The following is a 21,345-nucleotide window of genomic DNA, read 5'->3' on the forward strand; positions in this document are numbered from 1 at the left end:
GGAACGACGTTTCCTTACCTGAAGGTGGGACGGAGCAGAAGGATGCACAGTGTGCTGCACCGTTCAGGTCAAAAAAAGTCGCCAGATACAGGAAAGGGCGGCACTTACAACAGGATGAAACCATGTCTAATCATATTGATAGAGACGTGATTAACGCGCTAATTGCCGGTCATTTTGCGGACCCTTTTTCTGTGCTGGGCATGCACGCCACCGATGCCGGGCTGGAAGTACGCGCGTTGTTACCCGATGCCACCGATGTGTGGGTGATTGAACCGAAAACCGGACGCAAAGTCGGCAAGCTTGAGTGCCTCGACTCGCGCGGTTTCTTTTGCGGCACTCTGCCGCGTCGAAAAAATGCTTTTCGCTATCAGCTGGCCGTCACCTGGCATGGTCAGCTCAATCTGATTGATGACCCTTACCGCTTTGGCCCGCTGCTGCAGGATCTGGACGTCTGGCTGCTCTCCGAAGGTACCCATCTGCGGCCGTATGAAACGCTCGGTGCCCATGCCGATACGATGGACGGCATTACCGGCACGCGCTTCTCGGTGTGGGCGCCAAACGCCCGCCGGGTTTCCGTTGTCGGCCAGTTCAACTACTGGGACGGCCGCCGCCACCCGATGCGCCTGCGTAAAGAGTCGGGGATTTGGGAGCTGTTTGTCCCCGGCGCGCAGAACGGCCAGCTGTATAAATTTGAGATGATCGACGCGCACGGCCACCTGCGGGTGAAGTCCGACCCTTACGCCTTTGAAGCGCAGATGCGCCCGGATACCGCCTCGCTGATCTGCGGCCTGCCGGATAAAATTGCCCAGCCGCCGGAGCGCAAGCAGGCGAACCAGTTCGATGCGCCGATTTCGATTTATGAGGTTCACCTGGGCTCCTGGCGTCGCCATACCGATAACAACTTCTGGCTGAGCTATCGCGAGCTGGCGGACCAGCTGGTGCCTTATGCCAAATGGATGGGCTTTACCCATCTGGAGCTGCTGCCGGTTAACGAGCACCCGTTTGACGGCAGCTGGGGCTATCAGCCCACCGGGCTGTACGCGCCGACCCGACGCTTTGGTACCCGCGAAGATTTCCGCTACTTCATTCACGCCGCCCACGCCGCGGGCCTCAACGTGATCCTCGACTGGGTGCCGGGGCATTTCCCCTCCGATGATTTTGCCCTCGCGGCGTTTGACGGGACCTCGCTGTACGAACACAGCGACCCGCGCGAAGGCTATCACCAGGACTGGAATACCCTGATCTACAACTACGGCCGCCGCGAGGTCAGCAACTTCCTCGTGGGCAACGCGCTGTACTGGATTGAGCGTTTCGGCATTGACGCCCTGCGCGTCGATGCGGTGGCCTCGATGATCTACCGCGACTACAGCCGTAAAGAGGGCGAATGGGTGCCGAATGAGTTCGGCGGACGGGAAAACCTGGAAGCGATTGAGTTCCTGCGTAATACCAACCGCGTGCTCGGCGAACAGACCCCTGGCGCGGTCACCATGGCCGAAGAGTCCACCGACTTTGCCGGCGTTTCGCGTCCCTCCTCGACGGGCGGGCTCGGCTTCTGGTTCAAATGGAACCTCGGCTGGATGCACGACACCCTCGACTACATGAAGCTCGATCCGGTTCACCGCCGTCATCATCATGACAAGATGACTTTCGGCATGCTCTACAACTACACCGAGAACTTCGTTCTGCCGCTCTCCCACGATGAAGTGGTCCACGGCAAAAAGTCGATTCTTGACCGCATGCCAGGCGATGCGTGGCAGAAGTTTGCTAACCTGCGCGCCTACTACGGCTGGCTGTTTGCCTTCCCCGGTAAAAAGCTGCTGTTTATGGGCAACGAGTTTGCCCAGGGGCGGGAGTGGAACCACGACGCCAGCCTCGACTGGCATCTGCTGGAAGGCGGCGACAACTGGCACCACGGCGTCCAGCGTCTGGTTCGCGACCTGAACCATACCTATCGTCGTCACAAGGCGCTGCACGAGCTTGATTTTGACCGCTACGGCTTCGAATGGCTGGTTGTAGACGACCACGAGCGCTCGGTGTTTATCTTCGTCCGTCGCGATAAGGCGGGGAATGAGATCATCGTTGCCAGCAACTTCACGCCGGTACCGCGTCACGGCTATCGCTTCGGGATTAACCAGCCGGGTCGCTGGCGCGAAGAGCTGAATACCGACTCGATGCACTACCACGGCAGCAATACCGGTAACTGCGGAATTGTGGAAAGCGAGGCTATCGCCAGCCACGGCCGCGAGAACTCGCTGTCGATTACACTGCCACCGCTGGCAACCGTCTGGCTGGTGCGGGAGGCGGAATGACGACGCTCTCGCCAGGAAAGCCCGCTCCGCTGGGCGCCAGCTATGACGGAAAGGGGGTGAACTTTACCCTCTTTTCCGCCCATGCCGAGCGGGTAGAGCTATGCCTGTTCGATGAGCAGGGGAACGAACGACGTGTTGATCTACCCGCGCGCAGCGGCGACGTCTGGCACGGCTGGCTGGCCGGCGTTGGCCCAGGTTTGCGCTACGGCTATCGCGTCCACGGCCCGTGGGAGCCCGAGCAGGGGCATCGCTTTAACCCGGCGAAGCTGCTGCTCGATCCCTGCTGCCACCGGGTGGATGGCGCGCTGCCTGACGATGAGCGTCTTCACGGCGGCGCCCGGCAGCCCGATAACCGCGATAGCGCGGCAATCGCACCGAAGTCGCGGGTTGTTGACCTGCATTACGACTGGCTGGGCGACAAGCCGCCGCGCACGCCCTGGGGTCAGACGGTCTTTTATGAAGCCCACGTCAAAGGGCTGACGTACCTGCATCCCGGACTGCCGGAGGAGATTCGCGGCACCTACCGGGCGCTGGGTCATCCGGTGATGATCGACTATTTCAATACGCTGGGTATTACCGCGCTGGAGCTGATGCCGGTGGCGCAGTTTGCCAGCGAACCGCGCCTGCAGCGGATGGGCCTGAGCAACTACTGGGGCTACAACCCGCTGGCGATTTTCGCCCTCGACCCGCGCTACGCCAGCCAGCCCGAGCGCGCGCTCGACGAATTTCGCGACGCGGTGAAGGCGCTTCACGCCGCAGGTATCGAGGTGATCCTCGACGTGGTGCTGAACCACAGCGCTGAAATCGATCTTGAAGGGCCGACCTTCTCCCTGCGCGGAATCGATAACCGTAGCTATTATTGGATAAGAGAAGACGGCGACTACCACAACTGGACCGGCTGCGGGAACACCATCAACCTCAGCCATCCTGGGGTGGTGGAGTACGCCCGCCAGTGCCTGCGTTTCTGGGTGGATGAGTGTCACGTTGACGGCTTCCGCTTCGATCTGGCCTCGGTTATGGGACGGACGCCTGAGTTTCGTCAGGATGCGCCGCTGTTTGAGGCGATCCGCCGCGATCCGCAGCTGGCGGAGGTGAAGCTGATTGCTGAGCCCTGGGATATCGGCGCCGGTGGCTATCAGGTGGGCAACTTCCCGCCGCTGTTTGCCGAGTGGAACGACCACTTCCGCGATGTTTCGCGCCGTTTCTGGCTGCAGCAAAACGCCTCGTTGGGGGAGTTCGCCCAGCGCTTTGCCGCTTCCAGCGATCTCTTTCAACGCAGCGGGCGGCAGCCGGCGGCGGCGGTAAATCTGATTACCGCCCATGATGGCTTCACCCTGCGCGACTGCGTCTGTTTCAATCAGAAACATAATGAGGCGAACGGTGAAGAGAATCGCGATGGGACTAACAATAACTACAGCAGCAATCATGGTATAGAGGGTTTAGAGGCTACGCTCGACGTGATTGAAAGGCGCCGGGACAGCGTTCACGCCCTGCTGGTGACGCTCCTGCTGTCGCAGGGAACGCCGATGCTGCTGGCGGGTGATGAACACGGCCATAGCCAGCATGGCAACAATAATGCGTACTGTCAGGATAACGCGCTGACCTGGCTCGACTGGGGCAAGGCGAACAGCGGGCTGACCGCGTTCACTGCGGCGCTTATTCATCTACGCCGCCGTATCCCCGCCTTAACCGGCAACCGCTGGTGGCAGGAGGGAGACGGCAGCGTTCGCTGGCTAAATCAACACGCTCAGCCGCTGAGCGCTGATGAGTGGCAGCACGGCGTGATGCGTTTGCAGATCCAGCTATCCGAACGCTGGCTGATAACGCTGAACGCCACCCCAGAAGTCACAAATATGGAATTACCTGCGGGGGAATGGCACGCCGTTCTTCCGTTCGCCGGAGAGAACAATCCGGTCATCATGGATGTCTGGCATGGGCCCGCGCACGGAGTGTGCGTATTTCAAAGGTCGTAAGCCCTGAGGCTTCCGGTAAGTTTCGCGGCGGCAACGCGGCGGGAAGGGCAGGAAGGCTGGGATGTAAAAAGGAGTTAATCATGGTTAGGCTAGAAAAGAACGATCCGTTGATGCTGGCGCGTCAGCTGCCCATCAAAACCGTTGCGTTGATTCTTGCGGGTGGTCGCGGTACCCGACTGAAAGATTTAACGATTAAGCGCGCAAAACCGGCCGTCCATTTTGGCGGTAAGTTTCGCATTATCGATTTCGCATTATCTAACTGCATTAACTCAGGTATTCGCCGCATTGGCGTTATCACCCAGTATCAATCGCACACGCTGGTACAGCATATCCAGCGCGGCTGGTCGTTCTTTAGCGAAGAGATGAACGAGTTCGTCGATTTGCTTCCGGCGCAGCAGCGCGTGCATGGTGAAAACTGGTATCGCGGTACCGCGGATGCGGTGACCCAGAACCTCGATATTATTCGCCGCTACAAGGCGGAGTACGTGGTGATCCTCGCCGGCGATCATATCTATAAGCAGGACTACTCGCGCATGCTTATCGATCACGTCGAAAAAGGGGCGCGCTGCACCGTGGCCTGTATGCCGGTGCCCATCGAAGAGGCATCCGCTTTCGGCGTGATGGCGGTTGATGAGAGCGACAAGATCATTGAGTTTGTCGAAAAGCCTGCCGTGCCGCCCGCCATGCCGAGCGATGCCAGCAAATCGCTGGCCAGCATGGGTATCTATGTCTTTGATGCCGATTATCTTTATGAGCTGCTGGCGGAAGATGATAACGATGAAAACTCCAGCCACGACTTCGGCAAAGATATCATTCCGAAGATAACCGAAGCTGGCATGGCTTATGCACATCCTTTCCCACTCTCCTGCGTTCAGTCGGATCCCGAGGCCGAACCCTACTGGCGCGACGTGGGGACGCTCGAGGCTTACTGGAAAGCCAACCTCGACCTGGCATCGGTGACGCCGGAGCTGGATATGTACGATCAGAACTGGCCGATTCGTACCCACATGGAGTCGCTGCCGCCGGCTAAATTCGTTCAGGATCGCTCCGGTAGCCACGGCATGACGCTGAACTCGCTGGTCTCCGGCGGCTGTATTATCTCCGGTTCGGTGGTGGTGCAGTCGGTGCTGTTCCCGCGCGTGCGGGTGAACTCATTCTGTAACATTGATTCGGCAGTCTTATTGCCAGAAGTTTGGGTCGGACGCTCGTGCCGCCTGCGCCGCTGCGTGATCGACCGCGCCTGCGTGATTCCGGAAGGCATGGTGATTGGTGAACACGCGGAAGAAGATGCGCGTCGGTTCTACCGCTCAGAGGAAGGTATTGTGCTGGTCACCCGGGATATGTTGCGGAAGTTGGGGCACTCACAGGAGCGATAATGCAGGTCTTACACGTATGTTCAGAGATGTTCCCGCTGTTAAAAACCGGCGGTCTGGCGGATGTCATCGGCGCGCTGCCTGCGGCACAAATTGCAGAAGGTATCGATACGCGCGTGCTGCTGCCCGCGTTTCCTGATATTCGTCGCGGGATAACCGATGCGCAGGTGGTGACGCGCAGAGACACCTTTGCCGGCCGCATCACGTTGCTGTTTGGCCATTTTAACGGCGTGGGCATCTATCTGATTGATGCACCACATCTTTACGATCGCCCGGGGAGCCCTTACCACGATACCAACCAGCATGCCTACACCGATAACGTGCTGCGCTTTGCGCTGCTTGGCTGGGTAGGCAGCGAAATGGCCTGTGGGCTGGATCCCTTCTGGCGCCCTGACGTTGTGCACGCCCACGACTGGCATGCGGGCCTGACCCCGGCCTATCTGGCGGCGCGCGGCCACCCGGCGAAATCGGTTTTCACGGTGCACAACCTAGCCTATCAGGGGATGTTCTACTCCTGGCATATGAACGAGATTGAGCTGCCGTGGTCGTTCTATAACATGCACGGCCTCGAGTTCAACGGCCAGCTCTCGTTCCTGAAAGCGGGCCTCTATTATGCCGACCATATTACGGCGGTCAGCCCAACCTACGCCCGTGAGATAACCGAACCGCAGTTTGCTTACGGCATGGAGGGGCTGCTGCGCCAGCGGCAGCACGAGGGGCGCCTGTCGGGCATCCTTAACGGCGTGGATTCAAATATCTGGAATCCGCAAAACGACCTGCTGCTGGCCGCGCGCTACGACCGCGATAGTCTCGAAGATAAAGCGGAGAACAAGCGCCAGCTGCAAATTGCGATGGGGCTGAAGGTGGACGACAAGGCGCCGCTGTTTGCCGTGGTCAGCCGCCTGACCAGCCAGAAGGGGCTGGACCTGGTGCTTGAAGCGCTGCCGGGCCTGCTGGAGCAGGGCGGGCAGCTGGCGCTGCTGGGCGCCGGCGATCCGGTGCTGCAGGAGGGCTTCCTGGCCGCAGCGGCCGAGCATCCGGGCAAAGTGGGCGTGCAGATTGGCTATCATGAAGCCTTCTCACACCGCATTATGGGCGGCGCCGACGTCATCCTGGTTCCCAGCCGCTTTGAACCGTGCGGGCTGACGCAGCTGTATGGCCTCAAGTACGGCACCCTGCCGCTGGTACGGCGTACCGGCGGCCTGGCGGATACCGTCACCGACAGCTCCCTGGAAAACCTGGCCGATGGCCTGGCCAGCGGGTTTGTCTTTGAAGACAGCAATGCCTTGTCGCTACTGCGAGCAATTCGGCGCGCATTCGTTCTGTGGTCGCGGCCTTCGCTCTGGCGTTACGTGCAGCGCCAGGCGATGAATATGGATTTTAGCTGGCAGGTCGCAGCGAACTCTTATCGCGAACTTTATCAACGCTTGATGTAACCACAGGAGTCATTGCGATGAATGTACCCTTTAGCTACGCATCACCCACGCTGAGCGTTGAGGCACTGAAGCACTCTATCGCCTATAAGCTGATGTTTATCATCGGCAAAGATCCGGCGATCGCCAACAAACATGAATGGCTTAACGCCACGCTGTTCGCCGTGCGTGACCGAATGGTGGAGCGCTGGCTGCGCTCTAACCGCGCTCAGCTTTCGCAGGAAGTTCGTCAGGTTTACTACCTGTCGATGGAGTTTCTGATTGGCCGCACTCTCTCTAACGCGCTGCTGTCGCTGGGTATCTATGAAGATGTCAACAACGCGCTGGAAGAGATGGGGCTCAACCTTGAAGAGCTGATCGACGAGGAGAATGACCCGGGGCTGGGCAACGGCGGGCTCGGGCGTCTGGCGGCCTGCTTCCTCGACTCTCTGGCGGCCCTCGGCCTGCCGGGTCGCGGCTACGGCATCCGCTATGACTACGGGATGTTTAAGCAGAATATCGTCGACGGTCGGCAGAAGGAGTCGCCGGACTACTGGCTGGAATACGGCAACCCGTGGGAGTTTGAGCGCCATAACACGCGCTACAAAGTGCGCTTTGGCGGCCGAATTCAGCAGGAGGGGAAAAACTCCCGCTGGGTGGAAACCGAAGAGATCCTTGCGGAAGCCTACGATCAGATTATCCCGGGCTTCGATACCGATGCCACCAATACCCTGCGGCTGTGGAGCGCTCAGGCCAGCAGCGAAATCAACCTCGGTAAATTCAACCAGGGCGACTACTTCGCGGCGGTAGAAGATAAAAACCACTCCGAAAACGTATCCCGCGTGCTCTATCCGGATGACTCCACCTATTCCGGGCGCGAGCTGCGCCTGCGTCAGGAGTATTTCCTCGTCTCCGCGACGGTGCAGGATATCCTTAGCCGCCACTATCAGCTGCATAAAACCTACGCCAACCTGGCCGACAAAATCGCTATCCACCTCAACGACACCCACCCGGTGCTGTCGATCCCTGAGCTGATGCGTCTGCTGATTGACGAGCATAAGTTTAGCTGGGATGAGGCGTTTGAGGTGACCTGCCAGGTCTTCTCCTACACCAACCATACCCTGATGAGCGAAGCGCTGGAGACCTGGCCTGTCGATATGCTGGGTAAAATTCTGCCGCGCCATCTGCAGATTATCTTTGAGATTAACGACTACTTCCTCAAGACGCTGCAGGAGCAGTATCCCAACGATACCGCGCTGCTGAGCCGGACCTCGATTATCGATGAGTCCAACGGCCGCCGGGTGCGGATGGCCTGGCTGGCGGTGGTCATTAGCCATAAGGTGAACGGCGTTTCCGAGCTGCACTCGAGGCTGATGGTGGAGTCGCTGTTCGCCGAGTTTGCGCGGATTTTCCCGATGCGCTTCACCAACGTGACCAACGGCGTGACCCCGCGCCGCTGGCTGGCGTTGGCGAATCCGCCGCTGTCGAAGGTGCTGGATGAAAATATTGGCCGCACCTGGCGCACCGATCTCAGCCAGCTCAAGGAGCTGGAGCAGCATATTGATTATCCGACGGTGAACCAGGCGGTGCGCCAGGCGAAGCTGGAGAACAAGCAGCGGCTGGCAAACTATATCGGCCAGCAGCTTAACGTGGTGGTTAATCCGAAGGCGCTGTTTGATGTGCAGATCAAGCGTATCCACGAGTACAAGCGTCAGCTGATGAACGTGCTGCACGTGATTGCGCGCTATAACCGCATCAAGGCCGATCCCGACGCCGAGTGGGTGCCGCGGGTCAATATCTTCGCCGGGAAAGCCGCTTCGGCCTACTACATGGCCAAGCACATTATTCATCTCATTAACGACGTGGCGGCAGTGGTCAACAACGATCCGCAGATCGGCGATAAGCTGAAGATCGTGTTTATCCCTAACTACAGCGTCAGCCTGGCCCAGCTGATTATTCCGGCGGCGGATCTCTCCGAGCAGATCTCGCTGGCGGGAACGGAAGCCTCCGGGACCAGTAATATGAAGTTTGCGCTCAACGGCGCGCTGACCATTGGTACCCTCGACGGGGCTAACGTTGAAATGCTCGAGCACGTGGGCGAAGAGAATATCTTCATCTTCGGCAATACCGCGGAGGAGGTTGAGGCGCTGCGCCGCAGCGGCTACAAACCGCGCGACTACTACGAGCAGGATCCGGAGCTGCATCAGACGCTGACGCAGATCGGTACCGGCCTGTTCAGTCCGTCGGAGCCCGGCCGCTATCGCGACCTGCTGGATTCGCTGATTAACTTTGGCGACCACTATCAGGTGCTGGCGGATTATCGTAGCTACGTCGATTGTCAGGATAAAGTGGACGAGCTCTACCGTCACCCGGAAGAGTGGGCCAACAAAGCGATGCTCAACATCGCCAATATGGGCTACTTCTCTTCTGACCGGACGATTAAAGAGTATGCCGACCATATCTGGCATATCGATCCGGTGCGGCTGTAACCGCCGCGATGCCATAAAAAACGGGGCCATCAGGCCCCGTTTTTTTGTCTTTTTTGAACCCCTCAGACCGCGCCTTCTCGTGCGCTTAGCGACCGGCGAGAGACCCCGCCGGGGCGCCTACGAGGCCAGAGAGAGCTCAGACTTTCCCACGTGCTGCGCCAGCCATTCGCTAATGCGCGCCTGCTGCCCGGCGCTGAGCCACATGCCCTGTTTGGTACGACGCCAGATGGCGTCATCGAGGCTGCGCACCCACTCATGCTCCACGAGGTATTTCAGCTCGGCTTCATAGAATTCGTGGCCAAAATCTTCGCCCAGATCGGCAAGCGATGTCGCCTCGCCGAGCACCCACTCGCTGTTGCTGCCGTAGGTGCGGGCGTAGTGACGCGCCATTGATTCGCTGATAAATGCGAAGCGGCGGCGCAGTTTGGCGGCGTAATCGTCGCGATCGCCGTCGATCTCGCCCCCGGGCAGAACGGCGGTTTTGGTCCACGCCGGGCCGATGCCTTTATAGTACGGCGTCAGCTTTTCCAGCGCGTGCTCTGCCAGCTTGCGGTAGGTCGTGAGCTTGCCGCCAAAGACCGACAGCAGCGGCGCCTGGCCGTTTTCGTCATGAATATCGAGCGTATAGTCGCGGGTAATCGCCTGCGGTGAATCAGATTCATCGTCGCACAGCGGGCGGACGCCGGAATAGGTCCAGACGATATCGTCGCGGGACAGCGTCTTTTTAAAGTGCGCGTTGTAGGCGTTGAGCAGGTAGCTAATCTCTTTTTCATCGATCGCCACTTTCTGCGGATCGCCGTTGTACTCCACGTCGGTGGTGCCGATTATCGAGAACTCGTCCATCCACGGGATCACGAACACAATTCGCTTGTCTTCGTTTTGCAGAATATAGGCCTGCTTCTGGGTATGTACGCGCGGTACCACGATGTGGCTGCCCTTAATCAGGCGGATGCCGTAAGGGGAGCGCAGGTGCATCCCTTCATCAAAGAAGTGTTTGACCCACGGGCCGGTAGCGTTCACCAGGCCCCGCGCCTGCCAGGTAAACTTCTCGCCGCTGTCGATATCTTCCGCCTCGACAATCCACAGCCCGTTTTCACGCCGGGCGGAGATGGCACGGGTGCGGGTACGAACCTCGCCGCCTTTGCGCACCACCATCTGCGCGTTCGCCAGAACCAGCCGCGCATCGTCTACCCAGCAGTCGGAATATTCGAAACCGCGCACGATTTCAGGTTTAAGTACCGACTCTGCGCCAAATCGCAAACCGGTTGAGCTGGGTAAGCTGGTGCGTTTTCCCAGGTGATCGTACATAAACAGACCAATACGGATCATCCACGCCGGGCGCAGATGCGGACGGTGCGGCAGGCGGAAGCGCATCGGGAATGCGAGATGCGGCGCCATTTTTAGCAGCACTTCACGTTCGGCCAGCGCTTCGCTGACCAGACGGAATTCGTAGTGTTCAAGGTAGCGCAGCCCGCCGTGAATCAGCTTTGAGCTGGCGCTGGAGGTGGCGCAGGCGAGATCGCGCGCTTCCAGCATCAGTACGGATAAACCACGCCCGGCGGCATCTGCCGCGATACCGGCACCGTTGATGCCTCCGCCTATCACAATCAGATCTTTGGTTTCCACGTTCGCTACCTCTTGCACTTTCGTTTAAGCTCACAAATGTTCGATATCGCTCAATATAGCAAACAAACGCGCTATTGGTAACATCAAAAAAACATTTCAGAGTGATGCATGTAACATATTGGCGTTTATTTCCCGTCTGACGGTAAACTAGGCAGTAGAATCATGGCCGGCAATCAGCCCGCTATATCACCCCGCAATAAAGAGACAAGAGCACATGGATCACTTTGAATGTATCAACGTAGAAGAGGCGCATCAGAAGCTGCAGCAGGCCATGGCGGTACTGGTGGATATCCGCGACCCGCAAAGCTATGCGATGGGCCACACTCCGGGTGCGTTTCATCTGACCAACGATACGCTGGGCGCGTTTATGCGTGATAACGACTTTGAGACGGCGGTGATGGTGATGTGCTACCACGGTAATAGCAGTAAGGGCGCCGCGCAGTATCTGCTGCAGCAGGGCTATGACAAGGTCTACAGCGTGGACGGCGGGTTTGATGCCTGGCATCGTCACTTCCCGGCGGAAGTGGCTCACGGGACGCTCTGACCGGTAACCGTATACGCTTTAGGGTTCAAACAGCCCGCGTACCGGGCGCCTGTGCTCGTTCGCGGCTGCCGTCGCCACGCATCTTGAATGATTTTGCGTATATACTGTCCCCCTTTGTGTGGAATAAGCGATCCGCTGCATGTTAATGATTACCTCTTTTGCCAACCCGCGCGTGGCCCAGGCGTTTGTCGACTATATGGCGACCCAGGGCGTTATCCTGACTATTCAGCAGCACAGCCAGAGCGACGTCTGGCTGGCGGACGAGAGCCAGGCCGCGCGGGTTCAGGCTGAACTGACTCGCTTTCTCGAAAACCCCGCCGACCCGCGCTACCTCGCGGCAAGCTGGCAATCGGGGCAAACTAACAGCGGGCTGCACTACCAGCGCTTCCCCTTCTTCGCGACCCTGCGCCACAACGCCGGGCCCGTTACGTGGGTGGTTCTGACGCTCTGCGTGCTGGTCTTTGTGCTGCAAAATGTCCTTGGCGACCAGCCGGTTATGCTGCTGCTGGCCTGGCCGTACGACCCCTCGCTGAAGTTTGAGGTCTGGCGCTACTTTAGCCATGCGTTGATGCACTTCTCGCTGATGCACATCCTGTTTAACCTGCTATGGTGGTGGTACCTCGGCGGTGCGGTTGAGAAACGGATTGGCAGCGGCAAGCTGGTGGTTATCACCGTCATTAGCGCGCTGCTGAGCGGGTTTGTTCAACATCAGTTTAGCGGCCCCTGGTTTGGTGGCTTATCCGGCGTAGTGTATGCGCTGATGGGCTACGTCTGGCTGCGGGGAGAGCGCGATCCGCAGAGCGGCGTTTATTTACAGCGCGGCTTGATACTCTTCTCCTTAGTATGGTTAATTGCTGGATGGTTTGATGTTTTTGGCATGTCGATTGCGAACGGCGCGCACGTAGCCGGCCTGGTGACCGGACTGGCGATGGCGTTTGTAGATACTCAGCATGTGCGAAAACGAACATAGAGACTCCCCGTCATCCATGATAAGCGAGTCAAATTTTCCCAGGGATATTGCATGAAACAAACACAACGTCATGACGCTATTATCGAGCTGGTAAAAAAACAGGGATATGTCAGTACGGAGGAGCTGGTCGAGCAATTTTCCGTCAGCCCGCAGACCATTCGTCGTGACCTCAACGATCTCGCCGAACAAAAAATGATCCTGCGCCATCACGGCGGCGCCGCGCTGCCTTCCAGCTCGGTTAACACCTCCTGGCACGACAGGAAGGCGACCCAAACCCAGGAAAAAGAGCGTATTGCCCGCAAGGTTGCCAGCCAGATCCCCGACGGGGCGACGCTGTTCATTGATATCGGCACGACGCCAGAAGCGGTGGCGCACGCGCTGCTGGAGCACAACGATCTGCGCATCGTTACCAACAATCTCAACGTTGCGAACACGCTAATGGTGAAGGATGACTTCCGCATCATTCTGGCGGGCGGCGAGCTGCGCAGCCGCGACGGCGGCATTATCGGCGAAGCGACGCTGGATTTTATCTCCCAGTTCCGCCTTGATTTTGGCATTCTCGGCATCAGCGGCGTCGATAGCGACGGCTCGCTGCTGGAGTTTGACTATCATGAGGTCCGCACCAAGCGCGCGATTATTGAAAACTCGCGGCACGTGATGCTGGTAGTGGATCATTCGAAATTCGGTCGTAACGCGATGGTGAACATGGGCAGCATCAGCATGGTTGATGCGGTTTACACCGACGTGATGCCGCCGGCGGGCGTGCTGAAGGTTATTAAGGACAATAACCTGCAGCTGGAGCTGTGCTAAACGGCGTCAGACGCCGTATCCCATCATTTTAAGCAACCGCTGGGCGTGCTGAACGGCATCCTGGCGGTGCGCGACCCCGAGCTTCTGATACAGATTGCGAATGTGCGTTTTAATGGTCGTTGCCGCCACGTCAAGCTCGCCGGCGATCTGCTCGTTGCTGTAGCCGGAATAGATCAGGCCGAGCACCTGCCATTCGCGCTGGGTCAGCGGGCTGGTGCGGATAAGCTCCGGCACTTCCGGGTGGTTGAGCAGCCGTTCGACGAAGCCCTCATCGAAGTGGGCAAACTTGTGGCGATGGTGCTGGTTGATATCGCGCAGAATGCGCTGAGCGCGATGCTGCTCCAGCTCCGGCAGCGTATTGAGCTGAATAAGCTGACGCAGCTGCTGGGCCATGGCCTCGCCTTCAATAACAAAGTGATTGATAAATCCGGTACGGTTGGCGAGCGTGAGCGCTTCCAGCAGGACCTTCTGCGCCTCGCTCTTACGTCCCGCCTGCCAGTAGAGCTGGTTGAGCAGCAGCAGGTTGCGGTTAATATCGCTCATCAGGCGCAGCGAACGCGCGTTTTCATTGAGCTCTTCCAGCACCATTTCGGCGGAATCGAAATCACCGAGCAGGATTTGCGCTCTGGCGATGTTGCGCCACTGGCTCTGCAGGAAGTGATTATTGGCAAACTCGGGCTTCGGCGTCTGGCGCAGCCAGTTGGCCGCCGCGGCTTTATCGCCGATCATCTGCCAGTAGATCACCCGCACCTTGTCGGCATTTGACACCCAGTCGCTGTGATAGTGGCCGTTGCCGAGCAGGTTTTCCAGCCGGTTCAGGTGGCTGCGGGCGTTGTCCAGATCGCCGCGCGCCAGCGAGCACTGGACCATTAGCGCCAGGCACTGCAGCTGCTGCTGCGGCTGATAGGTTGAAAGGACGTTCATCCCGCCGCGCGCAGAGGCCTCGGCTTCGTCCAGCCGCGCCCAGGCCCACAGCAGCTGCGCGCGAATGCGCAGCAGGAATTCGTGCATCGGCAGCTGTTCGAGGTGCTGGTCGCGGATGAGCTGGAAGGCTTTCTCCTGAATTTCCCATGCCGCCTGCAGGAAGCCCTGGGCAAAGAGGATCTCGCTTTGCTGGATCATGCTCCACAGGGCGTAGTGCCAGATATCGTGGCGACGCGCCATCTGCTCGGTCTGCTGCATCACCGCCAGCGATTTGCTCAGCTGGCCCTTGCAGTGCAGCACTTCGCCGTGCACCGAGGTGGCGACGATGCGGCTGTAGTAGCTTGCCAGCGGCAGCTCTTCTAAGGCCACCATCGCCAGGCGTTCGGCTTCTTCCTGATCGCCGGCGTTAATGGCGACCTGCGCGCGCAGGGCGTTAAAGTCGCCGTGCATGGCGATATCCATCTCCGCGTCCATCTCCTGCTCGGCGCGGGCCAGCAGGGTGTTTACTTCGCTATAGCGGTGCTGGCTCTGCATCAGCCAGGCCTGCAGCAGGATCAGCCGCGGGTTTTCCAGCAGGTTTGACCACGGCAGCGCCGCCAGCGACTGCTCGAGCAGCCCCAGCTCGCTGTGGTTGAACATGCCCCAGGCGTGATTCAGTAAAATGTCGCGCAGCATTTTGGCATCGCCAGCCGCCAGCGCATGGTGAATCGCTTCGCTGGGGAAGCCCTGCGCCATCCAGCCTTCTGCCGCACAGCGGTGAATTTCAGGCAGCTCGGTCGCCAGCTCCCACTGACAGCGCTGGCGCAGGAAGTTGCCGAACAGAGGATGGTAGCGGAACCACTCGCCGGAATCGTCCATGCGCTGCATGAACAGCCCCTGGCGTTCGATCTCTTCCAGCTGCATCTGGCCGTTCTCTTCGCCGGTAACGCGAACGATGAGCGCATCGTTCATCGAGCGCAGCAGCGAGCTTTTTAGCAGCACGTTACGGGTGCGCGCGTCGACGTTGTCCAGCACCTCATCGACGAGGTAGTCGGAAAGATGGCTGGCGTTAATGCCGGCGAGGCGGCGGGCGGAGTGCTGGGCGGAGGAGTTATTCTGGCGCGCGGAGAGGGCGATGAGCTGGAGGGCCGTTGCCCAGCCAGCGACGTCGTCACATAGTCTGCCGCTATCTTCGGCCTCAATCGGTGAGGCGAGGCGACAGTCGAAAAATTGTTTTGCTTCCTGATGGGTAAAGGCCAGCTGCTGGCTGCCAATCTCCAGCAGCTGATCGCGCACGCGCAGGTTGGCAATGCCCAGCTGCGGCAGGTTACGCGACAGGACGACCAGCGTCAGGTTTTCCGGCTGATGGCGCAGGAAGAAGCGCATGGCGTCGTGGATCACCGGGTTATTAATCAGATGATAATCGTCGATGACCAGGAATAGCGGGCGCTGCCACTCGGCAAGCTCGATGAACAGCTGGGCAAACAGCGAGGGCAGGCTGGCATACTGGCGCTTTTGCACCATCGTTTCGCTGGCCACGCAGTGGCCCCCGGTCGCCTGTTGAATAGAGGCGATCAGATAGCTGGCAAAGCGCTCCTGTTGGTTATCGCCTTCATCCAGCGAGAACCACCCGAGCTCATTTTTTCCTGCCGCCCACTGAGAAATGAGCGTGGTCTTGCCGTACCCGGCGGGGCTGGTGACCAGCGCGAGACGATAATTATTCGCGCCGGAAAGTTTCGCCAGCAATCGTTCGCGAACCACGGTGTGTTCAAGGCGGACTGGGCGACTTAATTTAGACGGAATCAACATAGTTCAACATTTCGCTGTGCAAGAGAGGGGTGCGATTTTTTTTGCGCTTCGTAATTAATACCTAATAAGGTCGGCGATAATGAAAGTTATTGCAAGTTATGTCCGAATTTTATGCTCTTGAATTTGCTCTATGTCACAAATTCTCAATTAGAACGTCATCATCCTAAAACCGGTACCAGTGGGCATGACGTCTGGGTTTGCCTCACTTCCGGCTGCCAGGAAATCACTTTTATTCCCATTTTTTGTAGTTGTTTGTTTTTATTAAGTTAATGTCAGTTAATTCTGATAAGTAATCTCTTTGACGTATTTACATCATCAAACATGTTTATTTTGCTGTAGGCCTAATTGTTATTTACAGATAATTACCAGGGCCTTTTTTTATTCATCCGTGCGGTATTGGCCTGTAACAAATCTGTTAGCGCGGTAATTGAACGATATATTGTTTCGAAGCGGTGAATTTTGCAGCATCTTTTTGGTGGGAGGCTAACGTTATAGTGGCCGCGATCACACTTTTCGCTCATCCCTGCTACTCCTCCCTGCCTAATCCCTGCCGGGATGAGGACGTTACCCCGGGAGGTCGGCACACTAACGCTAACGTTTTAGTAAAGGACCCGGATTTCTTATGTCACAGACTTCTTTTAACAAAGATCGGTTTCAGGCTGCACTGACGCGTCAGTGGCAGCATTTTGGCCTACAGTCCGCTTCTGAGATGACCCAGCGTCAGTGGTGGCGTGCCGTGAGCGGCGCGTTAGCCGAGCTGCTGGCTGCTCAACCGGCGGCGAGGCCTGCGGAAGGCCAGCGCCACGTTAACTACATTTCGATGGAGTTTTTAATCGGCCGTCTGACCGGCAACAACCTGCTTAACCTTGGCTGGTATCAAGGGGTGAGCGATGAGCTGAAGGTGCATGACGTTCACCTGACTGACCTGCTGGAAGAGGAGATCGATCCGGGCCTGGGTAACGGCGGTCTGGGTCGCCTGGCGGCGTGCTTCCTGGATTCGATGGCCACCGTTGGCCAGTCGGCAACCGGCTATGGCCTGAACTATCAGTACGGCCTGTTCCGTCAGTCTTTCGACGACGGCCAGCAGGCGGAAGCGCCGGATGACTGGGGACGCAGCAGCTATCCGTGGTTCCGCCACAACGAGCAGCTCGACGTGCAGGTCGGGCTAGGCGGCAAGGTCTCGAAAAATGGGCATTGGGAGCCGGCGTTCGTGATTACCGGTGAAGCCTGGGATCTGCCGGTGCTGGGCTATCGCAACAACGTCGCGCAGCCCCTGCGCCTGTGGCAGGCTAAGCACGCGCATCCGTTCAACCTGACCAAATTTAACGACGGCGATTTCCTGCGTGCCGAGCAGCAGGGTATCGACGCGGAAAAGCTGACCAAGGTGCTCTATCCGAACGACAACCACCAGGCAGGGAAAAAGCTGCGCCTGATGCAGCAGTACTTCCAGTGCGCCTGCTCGGTTGCGGATATTCTGCGTCGTCATCACCTGGCGGGCCGTAAGCTGGCCGAGCTGGCGGATTATGAAGTGATCCAGCTGAACGACACCCACCCGACGATTGCGATCCCTGAACTGCTGCGGGTGCTGATCGACGAGCACCAGCTGAGCTGGGACGACGCGTGGGCAATCACCAGTAAAACCTTCGCCTACACCAACCACACGCTGATGCCTGAAGCGCTGGAGTGCTGGGACGAGAAGCTGGTCAAAGCGCTGCTGCCGCGCCATATGCAGATTATCAAAGAGATTAACGCCCGCTTTAAGACGCTGGTGGAGAAAACCTGGCCCGGCGACGAGCAGGTATGGGCTAAGCTGGCGGTGGTGCATGACAAGCAGGTTCGCATGGCGAACATGTGTGTGGTCAGCGGTTTTGCGGTAAACGGCGTAGCCGCGCTGCACTCCGAGCTGGTGGTGAAGGATCTGTTCCCGGAATATCACCAGCTGTGGCCGAACAAGTTCCACAACGTGACCAACGGCATCACGCCGCGCCGCTGGATCAAACAGTGCAACCCGGCGCTGGCCGCGCTGCTCGATAAATCGCTGAAAAAAGAGTGGGCGAACGATCTCGACCAGCTGATTAACCTGGAAAAGTACGCTGATGATGCGGCGTTCCGCCAGAGCTATCGCGAGATTAAGCAGGCCAACAAGGTCCGCCTCGCCGAGTTTGTGAAGGCGCGTACCGGGATCGACATTAACCCGCAGGCGATTTTTGATATCCAGATTAAGCGCCTGCATGAGTACAAACGTCAGCACCTCAACCTGCTGAATATCCTGGCGCAGTATAAAGAGATTCGCGAAAACCCGCAGGCCGACCGCGTACCGCGCGTGTTCCTGTTCGGCGCGAAGGCGGCACCGGGCTACTACCTGGCGAAGAATATCATTTTCGCTATCAACAAGGTGGCGCAGGCCGTCAACAGCGATCCGCTGGTTGGCGATAAGCTGAAGGTGGTCTTCCTGCCGGACTACTGCGTGTCGGCCGCGGAGATGCTGATCCCGGCGGCGGATATCTCTGAACAGATCTCGACGGCGGGTAAAGAAGCCTCCGGTACCGGCAACATGAAGCTGGCGCTGAACGGCGCGCTGACCGTCGGCACGCTGGACGGTGCGAACGTTGAAATCGCCGAGCAGGTGGGCGAGGAGAACATCTTTATCTTCGGTAATACCGTGGAAGAAGTTAAGGCGCTGAAGGCCAAGGGCTACGATCCGCTGAAATGGCGTAAGAAAGACAAGCTGCTGGACGCGGTGCTGAAAGAGCTGGAAAGCGGTAAGTACAGCGGCGGCGATAAGCACGCGTTTGACCAGATGCTGCATAGTCTGCTCAAAGGCGGCGACCCGTACCTGGTGCTGGCTGACTTCGCGACCTATGTGGCCGCGCAGAAGCAGGTGGATGAGCTGTACCGTGACCAGGAGGCCTGGACCCGGGCAACGATCCTGAATACCGCCCGCTGCGGCATGTTCAGCTCCGATCGCTCAATTCGCGATTATCAGCAACGTATCTGGCAGGCAAAACGCTAAGGACAGGCCTATGGAGACGAAACGCCTTGATAACGCCGCGCTAGCGGCGGGGATCAGCCCGAGCTACATCAACGCGCACGGCAAGCCGCAGTCGATTGCCGCGGTGACCAAGCAGCGTCTGCTTGATGCGATGCATCGTACGACCACCGTCGCGAAGGCGGCGGTTAATCCGCTGCCGAATGTACAGGTTTTCACCCACGGCAAAAAGATGTCGCTGCCGGTGGCCGGGCACGGTGAGTTTCACTGGATCCTGACCACCGAAGAAGGGAAGCAGTATCAGGGGCAGGTAAAAGGCGGCGACACGCTGTCGCTGCCGACCAAACTGCCGGAAGGCTATCACACCCTGACGCTCACCCGGGACGGTGAGCGCTGGCACTGTCGGGCGATTGTCGCCCCGGTGCGCTGCTACGAGCCGCAGGCCCTGAAAGAGGGGCAGAAGCTGTGGGGCGCCTGCGTGCAGCTGTATACGCTGCGTTCGGAAAAAAACTGGGGGATTGGCGACTTCGGCGACCTGCGCGCGATGCTGCCGGAAATCGCTCAGCGAGGCGGGGCGTTTATTGGCCTCAACCCGATTCATGCGCTCTATCCGGCCAACCCGGAAAGCGCCAGCCCGTACAGCCCCTCTTCGCGCCGCTGGCTGAACGTTATCTATATCGACGTTAACGCGGTCGAAGATTTCCGTTTGAGCAAAGAGGCGCAGGCGTGGTGGCAGCTGCCGACGACCCAGCAGGCCTTACAGGCGGCGCGGCAGACGGATGATGTTGACTACACCGCCGTCACGGCGTTGAAAATGACCGCGCTGCGCATGGCCTGGAAAGGCTTCTCTGCCCGCAGCGATGAGGCGATGACGGAGTTTCGTCAGTTCGTTCAGCGCGAAGGGGAAAGCCTCTACTGGCAGGCGGCGTTTGATGCGCTGCACGCGCGGCAGGTCCAGCAGGATCCGCTGCGCTGGGGCTGGCCGGCCTGGCCAAAAGCGTACCAGGATATCTCCAGCCCGGAGGTGAAAGCGTTCTGTTCTGAACACGCTGATGAGGTCGATTTTTACCTCTGGCTGCAGTGGCTGGCCTGTTCGCAGTTTGCCACCTGCTGGCACACCAGCCAGCGCGATGCGATGCCGATTGGCCTCTATCGCGATCTGGCGGTTGGCGTAGCGGAAGGCGGGTCTGAGACCTGGTGCGATCGCGAGCTTTACTGCCTGAAAGCCTCGGTAGGGGCTCCGCCGGATATTCTGGGCCCGCTCGGGCAAAACTGGGGCCTGCCGCCGATGGATCCGCACATCATCGTCGCCCGCGCCTATGAGCCGTTTATCGAATTGCTGCGCGCCAATATGCAAAACTGCGGCGCGCTGCGCATCGACCACGTGATGTCGGTGCTGCGCCTGTGGTGGATCCCGTACGGCGAAACCGCCGATCACGGGGCCTACGTTCAGTATCCGGTAGACGATCTGCTCTCTATTCTGGCGCTGGAAAGTAAGCGCCATAGCTGCATGGTGATCGGTGAAGATCTGGGCACCGTGCCGGTGGAAATTGTCAGCAAGCTGCGTAAGAGCGGCGTCTACTCCTACAAAGTGCTCTATTTTGAAAATGACAATGAGAAAACGTTTCGTGCGCCGCAGACGTATCCGGAACAATCAATGGCTGTGGCAACAACGCATGACCTGCCAACGCTGCGCGGCTACTGGGAAAGCGGAGACCTGACGCTCGGCAAATCTCTCGGACTCTATCCGGATGAAGTGGTGCTGCGCGGGCTATATCAGGACCGGGAGCTGGCGAAGCAGGGGCTGCTGGATGCGCTGCATAAGTACGGCTGTCTGCCCAAGCGCGCCGGGCATAACGCGTCGCTGATGACGATGACCTCAACCCTCAATCGCGGAATGCAGCGCTACATCGCCGACAGCAACAGCGCGCTGCTGGGCCTGCAGCCGGAGGACTGGCTGGAGATGGCCGCGCCGGTTAACATTCCGGGTACCAGCACCGAGTATCCGAACTGGCGGCGTAAGCTGTCGACTTCGCTCGAGCAGATGTTTGCCGATGCGCAGGTCAACAAGCTGCTCAAGGATTTAGACAAGCGCCGCAGGGCGGCAGCAAAGAAGAAACCGTAATGAGGTAGCGCTT

The 21,345-nt window shown here is 58.7% G+C and carries 12 protein-coding genes; 10 read left to right on the forward strand and 2 right to left on the reverse strand.

Annotated elements, in window-relative coordinates; all coding sequences use genetic code 11:
• The first annotated feature begins 122 nt into the window (after nt 1-122).
• The 5 genes from glgB to glgP all read left to right on the forward strand — a co-directional run bounded on the left by glgB (nt 123) and on the right by glgP (nt 9,556).
• The gene (glgB, locus tag HCK03_RS01540; protein ID WP_041143035.1) at nt 123-2,309 is read left to right on the forward strand and encodes a 1,4-alpha-glucan branching enzyme; all 2,187 of its coding nucleotides are present in this window, start codon (nt 123-125) and stop codon (nt 2,307-2,309) included.
• Nucleotides 2,306-4,282 (forward strand): glycogen debranching protein GlgX, encoded by a 1,977-nt coding sequence (gene glgX / locus HCK03_RS01545; protein WP_167691058.1) that lies wholly within the window; start codon nt 2,306-2,308, stop codon nt 4,280-4,282. The genes glgB and glgX overlap by 4 nt, the downstream gene beginning before the upstream one ends.
• 80 nt (nt 4,283-4,362) lie before the next feature.
• Nucleotides 4,363-5,658 (forward strand): glucose-1-phosphate adenylyltransferase, encoded by a 1,296-nt coding sequence (glgC, locus tag HCK03_RS01550; RefSeq protein ID WP_041143033.1) that lies wholly within the window; start codon nt 4,363-4,365, stop codon nt 5,656-5,658.
• Nucleotides 5,658-7,091 (forward strand): glycogen synthase GlgA, encoded by a 1,434-nt coding sequence (gene glgA, locus HCK03_RS01555; RefSeq protein WP_041143032.1) that lies wholly within the window; start codon nt 5,658-5,660, stop codon nt 7,089-7,091. The genes glgC and glgA overlap by 1 nt, the downstream gene beginning before the upstream one ends.
• Nucleotides 7,092-7,108: 17 nt before the next feature.
• A complete protein-coding gene (gene glgP / locus HCK03_RS01560; protein ID WP_041143031.1) occupies nt 7,109-9,556 on the forward strand; it encodes a glycogen phosphorylase in 2,448 nt (815 codons plus the stop codon).
• 117 nt (nt 9,557-9,673) lie between these two features.
• Here glgP and glpD read toward each other — a convergent pair whose 3' ends face one another.
• Nucleotides 9,674-11,182: a glycerol-3-phosphate dehydrogenase gene (glpD, locus tag HCK03_RS01565; RefSeq protein ID WP_041143030.1), complete on the reverse strand. Its 1,509-nt coding sequence runs from the start codon at nt 11,180-11,182 to the stop codon at nt 9,674-9,676.
• 214 nt (nt 11,183-11,396) lie between these two features.
• Here glpD and glpE point away from each other — a divergent pair, with 214 nt between their 5' ends.
• The 3 genes from glpE to HCK03_RS01580 all read left to right on the forward strand — a co-directional run bounded on the left by glpE (nt 11,397) and on the right by HCK03_RS01580 (nt 13,506).
• A complete protein-coding gene (gene glpE / locus HCK03_RS01570) occupies nt 11,397-11,726 on the forward strand; it encodes a thiosulfate sulfurtransferase GlpE (protein ID WP_041143029.1) in 330 nt (109 codons plus the stop codon).
• Between the two features lie 139 nt (nt 11,727-11,865).
• The gene (gene glpG, locus HCK03_RS01575; RefSeq protein ID WP_076946157.1) at nt 11,866-12,696 is read left to right on the forward strand and encodes a rhomboid family intramembrane serine protease GlpG; all 831 of its coding nucleotides are present in this window, start codon (nt 11,866-11,868) and stop codon (nt 12,694-12,696) included.
• Between the two features lie 51 nt (nt 12,697-12,747).
• Entirely contained in the window at nt 12,748-13,506 is a 759-nt protein-coding gene (locus HCK03_RS01580) for a DeoR/GlpR family transcriptional regulator (protein WP_041143027.1), read from the forward strand.
• A 6-nt stretch (nt 13,507-13,512) separates the two neighbouring features.
• Here the strand turns inward: HCK03_RS01580 and malT are convergent, their stop codons facing one another.
• Entirely contained in the window at nt 13,513-16,218 is a 2,706-nt protein-coding gene (malT, locus tag HCK03_RS01585; protein WP_167691059.1) for an HTH-type transcriptional regulator MalT, read from the reverse strand.
• A gap of 622 nt (nt 16,219-16,840) precedes the next feature.
• On the opposite strand from malT, the gene malP reads away from it, so the two are divergent.
• Both malP and malQ read left to right on the forward strand, forming a co-directional pair.
• Nucleotides 16,841-19,231 (forward strand): maltodextrin phosphorylase, encoded by a 2,391-nt coding sequence (malP, locus tag HCK03_RS01590; protein ID WP_167691060.1) that lies wholly within the window; start codon nt 16,841-16,843, stop codon nt 19,229-19,231.
• A 10-nt stretch (nt 19,232-19,241) separates the two neighbouring features.
• The gene (gene malQ / locus HCK03_RS01595) at nt 19,242-21,332 is read left to right on the forward strand and encodes a 4-alpha-glucanotransferase (RefSeq protein ID WP_167691061.1); all 2,091 of its coding nucleotides are present in this window, start codon (nt 19,242-19,244) and stop codon (nt 21,330-21,332) included.
• The last annotated feature ends 13 nt before the right edge of the window (nt 21,333-21,345 follow it).

This window comes from Klebsiella terrigena, assembly GCF_012029655.1.
In the GTDB taxonomy this organism is placed as follows: Bacteria; Pseudomonadota; Gammaproteobacteria; order Enterobacterales; family Enterobacteriaceae; genus Klebsiella; species Klebsiella terrigena.